General features: G+C 62.2%; 10 protein-coding genes. 5 read left to right on the top strand and 5 right to left on the bottom strand.

The annotated features are described in order from the left end of the window. The first annotated feature begins 85 nt into the window (after window positions 1-85). Together ACN0YJ_RS03025 and ACN0YJ_RS03020 are read left to right on the top strand one after the other, a co-directional pair. Window positions 86-976, top strand: coding sequence for an ABC transporter ATP-binding protein (locus ACN0YJ_RS03025; protein WP_417476962.1), 891 nt, complete (start codon window positions 86-88; stop codon window positions 974-976). A 31-nt stretch (window positions 977-1,007) separates the two neighbouring features. Continuing rightward, window positions 1,008-4,595 carry an ABC transporter permease/M1 family aminopeptidase gene (locus tag ACN0YJ_RS03020; RefSeq protein ID WP_417488579.1) on the top strand — a complete coding sequence of 1,196 codons (3,588 nt, stop codon included), beginning with the start codon at window positions 1,008-1,010 and terminating at the stop codon, window positions 4,593-4,595. A 74-nt stretch (window positions 4,596-4,669) separates the two neighbouring features. Here ACN0YJ_RS03020 and ACN0YJ_RS03015 read toward each other — a convergent pair whose 3' ends face one another. After that, complete coding sequence (locus tag ACN0YJ_RS03015; RefSeq protein WP_417476872.1) at window positions 4,670-5,134, bottom strand: hypothetical protein; 465 nt, start codon at window positions 5,132-5,134, stop codon at window positions 4,670-4,672. An 82-nt stretch (window positions 5,135-5,216) separates the two neighbouring features. Here ACN0YJ_RS03015 and ACN0YJ_RS03010 point away from each other — a divergent pair, with 82 nt between their 5' ends. Both ACN0YJ_RS03010 and ACN0YJ_RS03005 read left to right on the top strand, forming a co-directional pair. After that, window positions 5,217-6,311: a PQQ-dependent sugar dehydrogenase gene (locus tag ACN0YJ_RS03010; RefSeq protein ID WP_417495295.1), complete on the top strand. Its 1,095-nt coding sequence runs from the start codon at window positions 5,217-5,219 to the stop codon at window positions 6,309-6,311. Further along, window positions 6,308-7,255, top strand: coding sequence for a hypothetical protein (locus ACN0YJ_RS03005; protein WP_417495294.1), 948 nt, complete (start codon window positions 6,308-6,310; stop codon window positions 7,253-7,255). The genes ACN0YJ_RS03010 and ACN0YJ_RS03005 overlap by 4 nt, the downstream gene beginning before the upstream one ends. A 48-nt stretch (window positions 7,256-7,303) precedes the next feature. On the opposite strand, the gene ACN0YJ_RS03000 is transcribed toward ACN0YJ_RS03005, so the two are convergent. From ACN0YJ_RS03000 to ACN0YJ_RS02985, 4 genes are all read right to left on the bottom strand, one after another. Continuing rightward, entirely contained in the window at window positions 7,304-10,537 is a 3,234-nt protein-coding gene (locus ACN0YJ_RS03000; protein ID WP_417495293.1) for an efflux RND transporter permease subunit, read from the bottom strand. Beyond that, on the bottom strand, window positions 10,534-11,610 hold the full coding sequence (locus tag ACN0YJ_RS02995; protein ID WP_417495292.1) for an efflux RND transporter periplasmic adaptor subunit: 1,077 nt from the start codon (window positions 11,608-11,610) through the stop codon (window positions 10,534-10,536). The genes ACN0YJ_RS03000 and ACN0YJ_RS02995 overlap by 4 nt, the downstream gene beginning before the upstream one ends. A 136-nt stretch (window positions 11,611-11,746) precedes the next feature. After that, window positions 11,747-12,928: an NAD(P)/FAD-dependent oxidoreductase gene (locus ACN0YJ_RS02990; RefSeq protein WP_417495291.1), complete on the bottom strand. Its 1,182-nt coding sequence runs from the start codon at window positions 12,926-12,928 to the stop codon at window positions 11,747-11,749. Window positions 12,929-12,934: 6 nt separating this feature from the next. After that, complete coding sequence (locus ACN0YJ_RS02985) at window positions 12,935-13,870, bottom strand: lysophospholipase (RefSeq protein WP_417495290.1); 936 nt, start codon at window positions 13,868-13,870, stop codon at window positions 12,935-12,937. Window positions 13,871-13,964: 94 nt separating this feature from the next. On the opposite strand from ACN0YJ_RS02985, the gene glpK reads away from it, so the two are divergent. Then, window positions 13,965-15,455: a glycerol kinase GlpK gene (gene glpK / locus ACN0YJ_RS02980; protein WP_417495289.1), complete on the top strand. Its 1,491-nt coding sequence runs from the start codon at window positions 13,965-13,967 to the stop codon at window positions 15,453-15,455. Window positions 15,456-15,621 lie beyond the last annotated feature (166 nt).

The following is a 15,621-nucleotide window of genomic DNA, read 5'->3' as shown; positions in this document are numbered from 1 at the left end:
CATTTGGCGCTTGTCGCGGTCCGGCCTAGGTTGACCGCATCGGGAAATGACAAGGGGAGCGACGCGATCAGTGTCGCAGAAAAAGATGCTGGAAATCAAGGGACTGTCGAAAACTTACGGCAATAAGGTTCGTGCGCTGGACGGGGTGGATCTGTCCATCCCCAAGGGAATGTTCGGTCTGCTTGGCCCCAATGGCGCCGGTAAATCGACCCTGATGCGCACCATTGCGACCTTGCAGGCGCCGGATGAGGGCAGCCTGACCTTCGGCGAGATCGACATTCTCAAGGACCCTCAGGCCTTGCGCGCCACACTGGGTTATCTGCCCCAGGATTTTGGCGTCTACCCACGCATGTCGGCGCGAGCCATGTTGGACCATCTCGCTGTCCTCAAGGGGATTTCAAACGGCAAGCAACGCAAGGCCGTCGTCACGGGCCTGCTCGAACAGACCAATCTGGCGCAGCACGCGAACAAGGCCGTCGCCAGTTTCTCCGGCGGCATGCGCCAGCGTTTCGGCATCGCCCAGGCCCTGCTCGGTGACCCGCAATTGATCATCGTCGACGAGCCGACCGCGGGTCTCGACCCGGAAGAGCGCAATCGTTTCCACAATCTCCTGTCGGAAATCGGTGAAAATGTTGTCGTCATTCTCTCCACCCATATCGTCGAGGATGTGTCCGATCTCTGTCCGAACATGGCGATCCTCAATGGCGGCAAGATCGTCGCCAAGGGCTCGCCCGGCGAGCTGATCGCGCAGATGGACGGCAAGGTCTGGGCGCGCACGATTGCCAAGTCCGAACTGGCTGGCCTGCGCAGCCAGTACACTATCATCTCCGAACGACTGACCGTCGGCCAAGTGCGGATCCATGTCGTGGCCGATTCGAGCCCCGGTGAAGATTTCGAGCCGATCCAGGCCGATCTGGAAGACGTGTATTTCTCAACCATCCGCCAGGGCCGTGACGCCCAGGTGGCCGCGGCCTGATCCCCGAAACCCTGTAGAGAAGGAGCACGTCATGCTCTCCAAAATCGCCGGGTTCGAGGTTCGCTATCAGCTGTTCTCGCCCACCTTCATTGCCGTTTTCGCCATTTTCTTCTTCCTGGTTTTCGGTGGCGTCACCATTGACAATATCCAGATCGGTGGCGGCGGGTCGACCAATATCAACTCGCCCAATGCGCTGACCATCAATGTGATGATCTTCTCGCTATTCGGCGGCTTTATTCCGGCCGCCTTCCTGTCGTCCGGGATTTTGCGCGACCGGAGCTTCAAGACAGAAGAACTCTTCTTCTCGCGCCCGATCCGTGAAACGGAATTCGTGCTTGGCCGGTTCGCGGGCGGTTTCATCGCGACCGCATTGTGCTTTGCCAGCGTGCCGCTGGCCTTCCTGATCGGATCGCAAATGCCCTGGCTTGACCAGGAGCTGATCGGGCCGACGAACCTGTCCTGGTTTGCCTATATCTACGCCGTGATCGGCCTGGTGAATATGTGGGTGATGGGGACTATCCTGTTCACCGTCGCCAATTTCACCCGCTCCAATCTTCTGGTCTGGATCGCCTTCCTGCTCTTGTTCGTGCTTTATCTGACGGGCTCGATCATCGCCGGCCAGGAACCGGAATTGCGCGATATCATTGCCCTGATCGATCCGTTTGGTCTCAACACCTATGGTGAGGTGACGCGTTACTGGACCACGTTCGAGCAGAATGGCCAGGTTGTGCCATTCGAGGGTGTGTTCATGATGAACCGGCTGGGCTGGATGGGCTTCGGTCTGGTCCTTCTGGTGATCAATGTCTTGAGTTTCCGCTTCCGCAAGGCCGCATCCTCGGCCGGACGCCGGGGCAAGCCAGCCGCTGTGGCCGTTTCATCCTCAGCGATCTCAGAAGTCGCTCTGCCGCGCGTCACTCCGACGCTGGGCGGCGCGACCTCATGGCAGCAATTCATGGCCCGCCTCAATTTCGAGGTGAAAGGCGTGGTGTTCAATGTCGCCTTCTGGATCATTCTGGCGATTGGCCTGATCAATACCGTGCCGGGCTTCTTCCTCGGCGGCGGCATTTTCGGGACCGACAACTATCCCGTCACCCGCGTCATGATGGACCTGATCGCAGGTGGCTATGGGATATTCCCGATCATCATCGTGATCTTCTATGCCGCAGAACTGATGTGGCGCGAGCGCGGTGTCGGATTCTCGGAAATAACCGACGCCACCCCGACACCAAGCTGGGTCTTCATAGTCTCGAAATTCCTCGCCATGTGCGTGGTGATCGTGTCGCTGGCGGTGGTGATCATCGTCTCGGCGATCATATCGCAGCTGATCCAGGGCTATACGGTGTTCGAGTTTGGCCAGTATGCCATTCGCGGCTTCGTGGAGCTGATCGTCCCGCCTGTTCTGCTGGCAGCACTGGCGATCTTCCTGCAGGTCGTGCTCAATAATCGCTGGCTCGGCATGGCGGCGATGATGGTCTTCTTCATCATCACCCTGGTGATGTCGCAGGTCGGTTTCGATCATCAGCTCTACAGCTATGGCTTCCCGCCAACGGGCCCTTGGTCCGACATGAACGGCTATGGCCATTTCCTCGGTATAGCGGCGTGGTACAGCCTCTATTGGAGCTTTGTCGCGGTCATCCTGCTGGTGCTGGCCTATCAGTTGTGGAGCCGCGGTGCCCTGACGCCCATCTGGTCACGCCTCGGTGGTCTGTTCGGCCGCTTCACACCGGCGACAGCAGGCCTCGCGGCAGCGGCGCTGATCGGTGCCGGGCTGACGGGCGGGTGGATTTTCTACAACACCAATGTGCTCAACGAATATGTTTCCGGCCCGGATGTTCGTCATCAACAAGCGGCCTATGAGCGCGAGTACGAGCATCTGGTCGATCTGCCGCAGCCGACCATCACGGATGTCTCATATGACGTCGACATCTATCCCGATGAGCGGCGGTATACGGCCCGTGGCAGCTATGTCCTGCAAAACCAGACCGATGGTGAACTCGACACTTTGTGGATTTCCTACGGTCCGGGCACAACCATCGGCAGCCAGGAATTCGAGGGCGCATCAATCGCCGCCTCCGATGAAGAGTCCTACATATACAGCTTCGCCCTGGACGTTCCGATGCAGCCGGGCGAGAGCCGGACATTCGATTTCAGCGTTGCTCGTGACAATCCCGGATTCCGCAATTCAGGCAATGTGACGACGGTCAATTACAACGGCACATTCTTCAACAATAGCGAGTCCATGCCGGGTATTGGCGTCAATCAGGGCATTTTCCTGCAAGACCGCCAGCAGCGTCGACGTGAAGGACTTGAGCCCTTGCCGCGGGCCTATGATCTGGAGGATGAGAGCCGCTGGGTGGAAAGCGCGTTCGGGAGCACCTCACACTATGTGAACTTCCGCACCATCGTCTCGACCAGTAGCGACCAGACCGCTATCGCACCGGGCTATCTCGAGCGCGAATGGGTTGAGGGCGATCGTCGCTATTTCGAATATGTGATGGACCGGCCAATCCTCAATTTCTACTCATGGCTCTCGGCCGATTACGAGCTGGTCGAGCGCACGCGTGGCGGGATTGACCTGCAGGTCTTCTATCACGAACCACATGCCTGGAATGTCGAGCGCATGCTGGACGCGGCGGAGGATTCGCTGGGGTATTTCTCCGAGCATTTCAGCCCCTATCAATACCGCCAGTTCCGGATCCTGGAATTCCCGGCCTACCAGACATTCGCCCAAGCCTTCCCGAATACGATTCCATTCTCGGAAGGTATTGGCTTCATTGCTGATTTGCGCGAAATCGAGGATATCGACTACGTGTATTACGTCACCGCTCACGAGGCGGCACACCAGTGGTGGGCCCACCAGGTGATGTCGGCGAATGTGCAGGGCGGCACAATGCTGATCGAAAGCTTCGCCCAGTATTCGGCCCTGATGGTGATGCGCCAGGAATATGGCGCGGACGCCATGCGCCGCTTCCTCAAATACGAACTCGATCGCTATCTGGGCGCGCGCGGTTCGGAAGCGATCGAGGAGCAGCCGCTCTACCGGGTCGAGAACCAGCAATACATCCACTACCGCAAGGGTTCGGTGATCATGTATGCGCTGCAGGACTATCTTGGCGAGGATGTGGTCAATCACGTCATGGCAAGATTGATCAGTGAGCGGGCCTATTCGAGCGAGCCCTATGCGACCACGCTCGATTTCCTGCGCATATTGCGCGAGGAGGCCGGCCCCGAGCACGAGCAGATGATCCATGACTTCTTCGAGCGGATCGTGCTGTTCGACCTCAAGGTCACCGAAGCCACAGCCACCGAGCGCGAGGATGGCCGCTGGGATGTGGTGATCGATGTCGAAGCTCACAAATTCTCCGCCGACGGGGCGGGTGAGCAGACCGAGGAGGATATCGACTACATGATCGATATCGGTGTCTTCACACGCAATCTGGACGGTGCCATCGAGGGCTCCGACCATGTCCTCTACATGCAGAAGCACCGCATCAATGAGACGACGATGCGCTTCGAACTGGTTGTTGATGAAGAGCCCGTCTTCGTCGGGATCGATCCCTATAACAAGCTGATCGATCGTGACTCCGACGATAATCTCAGCCGGGTGACGGTTGAATAGCGAGGCTTGAGCGTGTGCGGGAGGCCAGAGGGCCTCCCGCGCAGCGGCTTCGTTTCAGTTGAAAATCCGGGCCGTCAGCGCGTGTGGGCGGGGGGCTTGAGCAGTGAGAAGAAGAAGCCCGCACCAGCGCCGCCAAGCGCGAGGCTGAGCAGACCACCGAGTGTCCGGCTCGAGGCGACGGGTGTGATCGTCGATTCCAGGGCCTGCGCATAGAAGGCGGTGATGGCCAGCATGATGCAGGCGACGGCGACGCCGCCCGCCAGTGTAAACCCGATCCGCCGCCAGGGCTTTCCGAGCAGCCGTGCGATCCAGCCGGCGACCGGAAAGGCGATGGCGAAGCCGATCAGCACGACGACAAACAGTGTCGGTCCAAAGCCCAGCAAATCCCGGCGCATGGCGTCGATCCGCACGGCGGGGGGAATCTCCGCCCCGATGGCGGCGAGTGATTGCAAGACGACATGGGTATTGGCGACGCTGACCAGCACACTCCCCAACAGCACGCTGAGGACGAAAATCAGGAGGGTGCGAAAAATAGACATCAGCGCTGGCTTTCCGGGGCTCTACACAATGCGCGCCAGCCTATAGACTGTCCGGCGACACGACAATTGGCGGAGTTTGACCATGAAACACTGGGTTTTTGCAGCTATTGCGGCGGCCATGATGAGCACGGCCGGATGGGCCGAGCAACGGCATGAGACGGTGGTCGAGGGGCTGGAATACCCCTGGAGCCTGGCTTTCCTGCCCGATGGCCGCATGCTGGTCACCGAAAAACCGGGACGTCTGCGCGTGATCGACGAGACCGGGCTTCGCGCCGACCCCGTGTCGGGCGTGCCCGACGTGCTGTATTCAGGGCAGGGTGGTCTGCTCGATGTCGTTCTGCATCCCGACTTCGCGGCCAATCAGATCGTCTATCTGACCTGGTCGGAGGGCGAGGCCCGCGACAACACGCTCAAGCTTGGCCGCGGCCGGCTCGAGGGCATGGCCCTGACCGGTTTCGAGGAGATTTTTGCCGCCGAACCGCGGCGCGATACCGACGTCCATTATGGCGCCCGGCTGGCTTTTCTGCCCGACAATTCGCTCCTGCTCGGTATCGGGGATGGTTTCGATCATCGCGAAGAAGCCCAGCGCCCCCAAACGCATTATGGCAGCTATGTCCATCTCAATGCCGATGGCAGCGCGATTGACGGACCCTTCGCCGATGCCGCGCCCGGCGTCTACACGATCGGTCATCGCAATCCGCAGGCGATCGCGGTCGATCCGGTGAGCGGTATTGTCTATTCCAACGAGCATGGACCCCGCGGCGGCGACGAGATCAATATCCTGGTCGAGGGCGAGAATTACGGTTGGCCGATCGCGACCTATGGCATTGATTATAATGGCGCGCTGGTCAGTCCCTATACGAGCTATCCGGGGATGGTCGAGCCGATGCTCTACTGGGTGCCGTCGATCGCACCGTCCAGCATGGCGGTCTATCACGGCGCCATGTTTGCCGAATGGGAGGGAGACCTGCTGGTCAGCGCCCTGATCCGCGGCGATGCCGAAGTCGCGTCCGGGCATTTGCGCCGGATCGACCTGGAAGACGGCGAGGTTGCCGGGCAGGAAATTCTGCTCGGCGATGTCGAGGCGCGGATGCGCTATGTCGCGGTTGCGCCGGATGGCAGTATCTACGTCCTCACCGATGATCCCGAAGGCGTGGTGATCCGGCTCACACAATGACGCAGCGAGCTTTGACCAACTGGTGGGGAAGTGGCCTCAAGGCGGTCGCCCTGGCGAGGGACCCGTATTCGCACTGGGCCCAAACACCACGCCGGACCTGCTGGCATGCTGCGGTAGCGCTTGGCGCCGTCTGGCTGTTATCGGGCCCGCTCGCCGAGGCGCAGGATTTTGAGGCCACGGTGGCGGCGGTGCAGGCGTATATCCTCGACGAGGACTATCCTGAGGTCTTCGATGATATCCAGTATCGGGTGCAAGTCTCCAATCTCATCGTTACCGATCTGAATGCGGACGGCGTGACGGACGTCATCGCCCAAATGGAGCCTCACTACCGGCAATCGGCAACCATCATCCTGTACCAGGTAACCGGTGAGGGCGAAGTGTCACGAGCGACCGAGGGCTTGGCCCCCGGGCCGCTGGTTGCGCTCACGGGCGGCCAGCTCGACAGTCATGGATTGCCAAGTGGCGTGGACTTTAGCGTCGGCGGCGACACGCCTGGAGCGGACCGGCAGCACGGGCTGGCGCTTGCATCGGTGAATCGCTTCGGGAATGTGGTTGAGTACTCCACGTTTGTTCATGCTGATAGCCGCAGCGGGAACGGGGCGTATGTCGACATGTCTGGAATTGATCTTCCAGCAGCGGACCGGACTTGCGAAGGTTTCGAGTTTTCGCCGATCCGCCAAACCCTGGTCGGCGCTGTCCGCAGCCTGTCCGATCAGCGCCTACTGGCAGCTCTGGTCGGAAATGAGATCTATCTCTATGAAATCGGGGAAGTCTTGCCGACCGGATTGCTCCGCAAGCGGGTCTGGATCATTGAACTGCCCGCGGATGTGACCGAACTCGCGACCGATGAGACAGGCGCAGTCGCGATATTGCGGGACGGCGGGAGTTTGATCGTGCTGCGCCCGCAATGCCCGGATGGCGAGGGCCGTTGCACGACTGGCTGAGGTCGGACCGGAGACGCCGTCCCCGGTCGACCGGTACAAGGCAGAACCTCAGTCGGTGTGCAGACCTGTTTCGCTGTGACTGTCTCGCCGGCCGGGCAGGCGGCGGTCGATTTGTTGCCGCCGCCATTGGCCCAGGCGCGAGGGTGCGGCCAGCAGGACCGGGGTCAGGATCAGGGTCAGCAGGGTTGAAAAGCCCAGACCCCAGACCACGGCCGAGGACAGCTGGACCCACCATTCGCTGGCGGGCCCACCGATGCTGATCACACCCCGGCTGAAATCGGCATTGATCTGCCACGCCATCGGCAAGAGACCGAATATCGTCGTGATGGTCGTCAGCATGACCGGGCGCAGGCGCTGGGCCGCGGTCCGGATGACCGCTTCATCGACCGCCATGCCGAGGCCGCGCAGGCGCTGAAAGGTGTCGATCAGAACAATATTATTGTTCACCACAATCCCGGCCAGCGTCACGATCCCGGTGCCCAGGAAGAGGATGGAGATATAAGGGAAGGTCAGCAGAACGCCGAGCAGCACCCCGATCACCGACAGCACGACGGCCAGCAAGGTCAGGATGACGTGCCAGAAATTATTGAACTGCCACAGCAGGATCACGGCCATCATGAAGAGCGAGGCGATCATCGCGCTGACGAAGAAGGCGCCGGCCTCGGCATTTTCCTGATCGGCGCCGAGATACTCGACCGAGACGCTGCGGGCGATATTGCCGGTCTCGATCTGGTCATCAATCCACGACCTGACTTCGGCGACAAGCAGGTTTCCGGCATGGTTCTCATCGGCATTGGCCCGCAATTGCAGCACGCGCTGCCCGTCGCGGCGGCGGATGGAATCGACCCGTGGGCGTGCCTCCAGCGTGACGAAGTTTGACATGGGCACGGTACCGTTGAGCGTGTTGACCCGCAGATCGCCGAGCCGCGAGATATCGCGATCTTCCTCCGGGAAACGGACCCGGATATCGACTTCCTCATCAGCATCGTCGGGCCGGTAGCGGCCGACGAGCGAACCAGTGGTGACGAGCTGCACCGCGGCGCCGACCTGCGTGACATCGGCCCCGAAGCGGGCTGCCTCGGCGCGGTCGACATCGAGACGCCATTCGACACCGGGCAGCGGCAGGCTGTCCTCGATATCGACCAGGCCTTCCATCGTATCGAGATGGGCGCGGATCAGCCGTGCAGCCTGCTCCAGTGCGACCGGATCATTGGAACGCAACTGGACCTGCACGTCCTTGCCGACCGGTGGCCCCATCTCGAATGGCCGCACCTCGATGATGACGCCTGGAATGCCGACCATGGCGGCGCGGATTTCCCGCTCGATCAGGCGGCCATTGGGGCGCTGGCCGAAGGGTTCGAACTCGACGAAAATGCGCGCAATACTGTCGGCCGGCGCCGACCCGGTGCCGTCAAACGGATTATTGCCCGGCGGTTGGCCGGCGACCGTGTAATAGCCCTTGATGCCCTCAATCCCGGCCAGCCGGCTCTCGGCCTCCAGGGCGATGATATATTGCTCGGCGGGCGAGAGATTGCCGCGCGCGCGCACGAAGACATAGAGCTGCTCCGGTTCCGCATCGAGGAAGAATTCGGTGCGTTTGGGTTCCAGCCCGAACAGGCTGGCTGAGCTGGCAGCGAAACTGCCAATCACCAGAACCACGACCAGGATGGCGCTCAGCGCCACCGCGAGCGGTCGCTTGACGAGGGCCGAGATCAGCTTGGCATAACGTCCGGTCAAGCCTGGCAAATCGGTCGGATCGCTGGATTCCTGCGCGTTGAGATGCGCTACGGCTGAATTGGGGTCGACCACACCGCCCTTGGCACCCAGCACCGAGCCGAGCGTTGGCAGGAAGATCAGCGCCATGACCAGGGCAGAGCTGAGGACGAAGATCAGGGTCAGCGGCAGATAGGCCATGTATTGGCCGGGGATGGAATTCCAGAACAGGAAGGGCAGGAAAGCCGCCAGCGTCGTCGCGGTCGAGGAGACGATGGGCCAGAACATGCGCTTGCCGGCGTGGGTATAGGCCTGTTTGCGGGTCTCGCCCTCGGCCAGTTTGCGGTCGGCATACTCGACCACGACAATGGCGCCGTCGACCAGCAGGCCGACGGCCAGGACCATGGCAAACATCACCATGAAATTGACGGTCAGCCCGTATAGACTGAGCAGGAGGAAGGAGAAGAGGAAGCTCGACGGGATCGCCAGCCCGACCAGAAGCGCCGAGCGCAGGCCGAGCGCGGCCACGACGATGATCAGGACGAGGACAATCGCCAGCATGATGGAACTGGTCAGGCTTTGCAGGGAATCGCGCACATAGGTCGATTGATCGAGGCTGAACTGATAGCGCACGGTTTCCGGCCACTGGCTCGCGACCTCGGCTGTCAGCGCCCGGACGGCGGCGCTGGTATCCATGATGTTTTCGCCGCTGCGCCGGACGACCTGTAGCGTGAAAGCCGGGGCGCCATTATAGCGCGCATAGCTGTCGGCATCCTTGAAAGTCCGGCGTACGGCGGCGACGTCCTGCAGTGTCACCACGGCCTGGTTGGAGCTGGTCAGGGGCAGGTTGAGCGCGTCGTCTGCGGTCTCGAACAGGCCGGGCACCTTGACCTGGAAGCGGGCGGCACCGCTATCGAGCGAACCGGCTGCGATCAGGCGGTTATTTGACTGCACGGCGTTGAATAATTGGGCATAGGTCACGCCGTGGGATTCCAGCAGGGCCGGATCAATGACAATCTCGAGGACTTCCTCGCGCAGGCCCTGGACGTCGACCTGCAGGATTTCCGGCAGCGCCTCGATTGCGTCTTCCAACTGGCGGGTAAGCTGGAAGAGGGTGCGCTCGGGCGCCTCACCATAAACTTGCACGGCGATGGTCGGCGCGAGGCCGGAATTGAATTCCTGCACCACCGGTTCGCGGGCATCCTCGGGGAATTGCCGCCGCGCCATGTCGACGGCTTCGCGGACATCGAGCACTGCCTGGTTGGCGTCGAACGGAACCTGGAATTCGGCGACCAGCGAACCGGCCCCGAGCGAGGCGGTGCCGTGGAGTTCCACCAGATCATCGATCGAGCGCATTTCGGTTTCGGCCGGTCGCACGATCAGGCGTTCGGCGTCCTCGGGGGAAATCCCGTCGAGCGGAACGATGACAACGACATAGGGGAAGGGAATGTCAGGGTCGGATTCACGCGGCAGGGTCAGAAAGGAAATCAGGCCCGCCATCAGTGCACAGACGAAGATCGCCAGGATCATCCGGGCGCGATTGACCGCAAAATCGACGAGTCCGGTCACTCGGACACTCCCGGGTTTGCGATCCGGACCCGGACACCATCATCAACGAAATCCTGACCCACCGTAATGACGGTGACCGGGTCGGGCAGGCCGGAAACCCAGACTTCCTCGCCATCATCGCTGAGCAGCTCAACCGGCAGGAAGCGCACGATATTGCCCGTTTCCAGGATACGCACGCCCAGCTCACCGGTGGAACCGAGAGCAAGGACTGATGTCGGGATCCGGTGCGCCGGCTCGGCGGCCAGCGGCAAAGTGATCACCGCCGTGACGCCGCTGCGCAGCTGCCCGTCCGGATTGGGCGCTTCCAGCTCGAGGCGGAAGGTATGGGTTGCCGGATCGGCGCGGCGCTCGACGAAACGAACTGTACCGCTCACTTCCTCGCCGGTGATCAGGCGGGCCGTGCCCGGCATGCCCGCGACCAGGCCGGCGACATCGCGTTCGGCAATCTCGGCGGTGATGAGGATGGGATCCATCTGCACGACCGTGCCGCATGCGCCACCCGGCGCAAGATAGTCGCCGATTTCGCCGGCGCGATTGTCGAAATAGCCGTCAAACGGTGCCTGGATATTGATGTTGGCGAGCTCCTGGCGCGCCGCTTCCAGCCGCGCCTGGGCCGCATCGCGCAGGGCCTCGACGCCGGCGACGGAATTGGCCGAGCGGTGGCCGCGATTGAGCAGCTCCACGGCGGCATTATAATCGAGCTCGCGTGTGCGGTATTCCGCCTCGGCCTGGGCGAGGGCGGCGCCGCGGGCGTCGATATCGAGCCGGCAGAGCGTATCCCCCTCGACCACGGCCGTGCCTTCGATCGCGGGCGTTGCGACGATGCGGCCGCCCGTCTCCGAGCGCACCACGACTTCCCGGAAGGCTTCGGTGCGGCCGCGTGAGGTCAGCCGGGCGGGGCGGTCGATGGCGTGAACGGTCGCGGTCACAACTTCGAACAGGACAGGCTCACCGGATAGCGCGCCCGATGCCTGGTTTCGGTCACCCTGAAACAGGGTTCCGATGGCGAACAGGATGACGACGACGACGAAAATGCCAAGGGCGGTCAATTGCGAACGGTTCAACGAAATCATTTGGGTGCCCTGCGATTGGATCGTGCATCGTCGTGAATCAGCGAACAGTGTTTACCTGACCGACTTGATACCGCGTGCCTGCGCTCGGGGCGAGGAATTTCAGGGCGCGAGAAGCCGTCAATTACACCTACAGGCTTTACACATGCTGCCCGGCAGACCAGCCCGACGACCAGGCCCATTGAAAATTATACCCGCCCAGCCAGCCCGTGACATCAACGGCTTCGCCGATGAAATACAGGCCTGGTGCTTGTCGCGCCTCCATGCTGCGGCTGTCGAGACCGGCCGTGTCGACCCCGCCCAGCGTCACTTCGGCGGTGCGATAGCCTTCAGACCCGGTCGGCTTGATACGCCAGTCACGTAGCCAGGCCTCAAGTGCTTTCAGCTTCTTGTCGGACTGATCGGCGAGATTGCCGGTCAGACCGCAAACGGCCGCGAGCAATTGCGCCAGCCGCTTCGGCAGGAAGACCGACATCGCCGTGCCGATCGCCTGCCGGCCATTCTCACCGCGTTGCGATTTGAGCTCGTCGAATATACCGAAACCGGGTTGAAAACTGATCGAGATCTCGTCGCCTTCGCGCCAATAGGAAGAGATTTGCAGGATGGCCGGTCCGCTTAGGCCTCGGTGGGTGAACAGCAGGGCTTCCTCGAACGACGTCTTGCCGGCGCTCACGACCGCATCGACGGCAACGCCGGCAATCGGCTTGAAGCGTTCGAGAATTTCCGGACCGAAGGTGAGCGGTACCAGGGCGGGCCGGGTTTCGGTGACGTCCAGGCCATGGGTTTTCGCCACATCATAGGCGAAACCGGTCGCGCCCATTTTCGGGATCGACTTGCCGCCCGTTGCGATCACCAGTGATCGGCAGCGGAACACGGTGCCATCGCTGAGCCTGAGTTCGAAGCCGTCGCCCTTGCGTACGTGCGATGTGACTGAGACGCCCAGCCTGAGGCCGACTCCGGCGTCGCGCATCTCGCCGCGCAGGGCATCGATGATCTGGGTCGCCGGACCGTCGCAGAAGAGCTGACCCAATGTCTTTTCGTGCCAGGCGATGCGGTGGCGATCAATCCAGGCGATAAAATCGCGCTGGCTGTAGCGCTTGAGCGCCGACTTGGCGAAATGGGGATTGGCCGAGATGAAATTATTCGGGCCGCAATGCAGATTGGTGAAATTGCAGCGCCCGCCGCCGGAGATGCGGATCTTCTCGCCCGGCTTGTCGGCGTGCTCGATCAGCGTGACCGTGCGGCCGCGCTTGCCCGCCTCGACGGCGCACATCATGCCTGCCGCGCCGGCCCCGATAATGGCGACGTCATACTCGATCATGATGGCTCAGCCCGTGACCCGGTCAAGCCAGTCGGCAAAGGCGGCCATCTGCGCCTCGCGCCCGATCTCATTGAGGGTCTCGTGGCGGAAGCCCTTGAGAATGTGGAGATCGACATCGGTGAAGCCGGCTTTCTTGAGCCGCTTGTAGAGCGTGCGCATCGCCTTGCCCTGCAGGGTCGCGGGATCCTTCGACCCGCCGAGCAGATGGAAGGGCATATCGCTTGGCACATTGGCAAAATTGGCCCGGTCCTCGGCAAAGGCGACGCCCTCGAGGAAGTCGCGCCAGAGCGAGACGCTGGAGGGCCAGCCGCACACCGGGTCATTGACGTATTTGTCGACCTCTTCAGTGTCGCGTGACAGCCAGTCGGCATCGGTGCGCCGTTCGGGGAAGTTCTTGTTCCACGACTTGAACGTCATGGCATCAAGGGTGAGGCTCGGGGTGAATTCACCGCCCGCGGCCGCCTCGAACCAGAGAATGAGCTTCATGATGCTGGCCAGTTCGCCCAGGGTCATATTGCCATTCCAGATGGCCGCACCAGCCAGCTTGCCCGGCTCGCGCAGGACCTGGTTGAAGGCAATGACGGCGCCCATGGAATGACCGAAAACGATCAGCGGAAGGCCCGGCCAGGTGGCGCGCAGCGAATCTTCGACCGTGCTGACATCGCCCATCACCTTGGTCCAGCCATCGCTGTCGGCATAGCGGCGCGGCGCGCCATCATCGGCCGTCGTCGCGCCATGGCCGCGATGGTCATGGGCACCGACATGATAGCCGCGCGAGGCGAGATACTCGGCGAAGGGCGCATAGCGGCCAGCATGTTCGGCCAGGCCGTGATTGATATGGACAATGCCGCGCGGTGTACCCTTGGCCTCTGCCGTATACAGCGCCAGGCGGGCGCCGGTCGGGCTGGGCAGGGTTTGCAGGCTGTAATTGGACTTCGGCATGTCGGCTCCCCGGATCTCGCGAATATGAACCTAGCGCGTTTTCTTATCCGGCGGCAGGGCTATAGTCAGGCGCAAGACAAGGCGGGGAAAGCTCATGTTCAAGACGCGCAAGGCGCTACTGGCGCTCGATCAGGGCACGACGAGTTCGCGCGCCATCGTCTTTTCGACCACGGGCGAGATCATCGCCGAGGCGCAGCGCGAATTTGAACAGATCTATCCCAATCCCGGCTGGGTCGAACATGATCCCGAAGTGCTCTGGGCGACCGTGCTGGCGACCGCCCGCGAAGCCTTGAAGAAAGCCGAGAAGAAGGGCTGGAGCGTGCAGGCGATCGGCCTGACCAATCAGCGCGAAACCACGCTGGTCTGGGACCGCACCACCGGCCAGGCCATCCACAATGCCATCGTCTGGCAGGACCGCCGCACCGCCGATGTCTGCGCCTCCCTGCGCAAGGCGGGCCGCGCCGAGACCGTCGTCTCCCGCACCGGCCTGGTGCTCGACCCTTACTTCTCGGCCACGAAAATCGCCTGGATCCTCGACCATGTTGATGGTGCCCGGACCCGCGCCGCCGCGGGCGAGCTGGCTTTTGGCACGGTCGATAGCTGGCTGATCTGGCGCCTGACCGGCGGCCAGGTCCACGCCACCGACGCCACCAATGCCTCGCGCACCTCGCTCTACAATATCGACGCGGGCCGCTGGGACGAGGATCTGCTCGACTTGTTCAATGTCCCGGCCAACCTCCTGCCCGAGGTCAAGGATTGCGCCGGCGATTTCGGCACTACGGCAGCGGATCTGCTCGGCCGCGCCTTGCCGATCACCGGCGTCGCGGGCGATCAGCAGGCCGCCGCCATCGGTCAGGCCTGTTTCCGCCCCGGCGAGATGAAATCCACCTATGGCACCGGCGCATTCCTTCTGCTCAATACGGGGCAGGAGATGGTGCGTTCGCGCACGCGGCTGCTGGCGACCATCGCCTATCGTATCGCTGGCGAAACGACCTATGCGCTGGAAGGCTCGGTCCTGTCGGCCGGTTCAACCGTGCAATGGCTTCGCGATGGGCTCGGCCTGCTCAGCCAGGCCTCCGAGATCAGCGCGCTGGCTGCCGGCGCCGACCCGGAAAGCGGCGTCTATCTCGTCCCCGCCTTCACCGGTCTTGGCGCGCCCTATTGGGATGCCGATGCCCGCGGCGCGATCATCGGACTGACCCGCGGTGCCGGCCGCCCCGAGATCGCCCAGGCCGCGATCGATTCCACCGCCCACCAGACCTGCGACCTGCTCGACGCCATGGCCGGCGACGGCGTCACCACCAAAACCCTGCGCGTTGATGGCGGCATGGCGCGCAATGACACTGTCCTGCAGCGCCTCGCCGACCTCACCGATATCGACGTCGTGCGCCCGAAAAACACCGAAACCACCGCCTGGGGCGCCGCCTTCCTCGCCGGCCTGGGTGCCGGCCTGTTCCGCAAGCTCGAGGATGGCCGCGCGATCTGGAAAGCGGATCGCGAGTTCAAACCGGCGTGTGAGCCCGCCCACCGGGCGCGAATGCGGGCCGGGTGGAAAGATGCTGTCGGGCGGGTGAGGACGGGGTGAGGGGGCGACTTATCCCCCACGCCCGACAACTATCCAACGTCATCCTGACGTATGTCCACTGCTGTCCGGGATTTATTGATTGGGGGTGATGTGCACGGCAGACCCGGCTTGCAAATCAGGCCAGAAATCAAGCTACCAAACAAAGATTTCGGAGGTCTGCCGTGCC

The organism is Maricaulis sp., from assembly GCF_048270095.1.
Classification (GTDB): domain Bacteria; phylum Pseudomonadota; class Alphaproteobacteria; order Caulobacterales; family Maricaulaceae; genus Maricaulis.
This window is presented reverse-complemented; position numbering and strand designations above follow the sequence as displayed.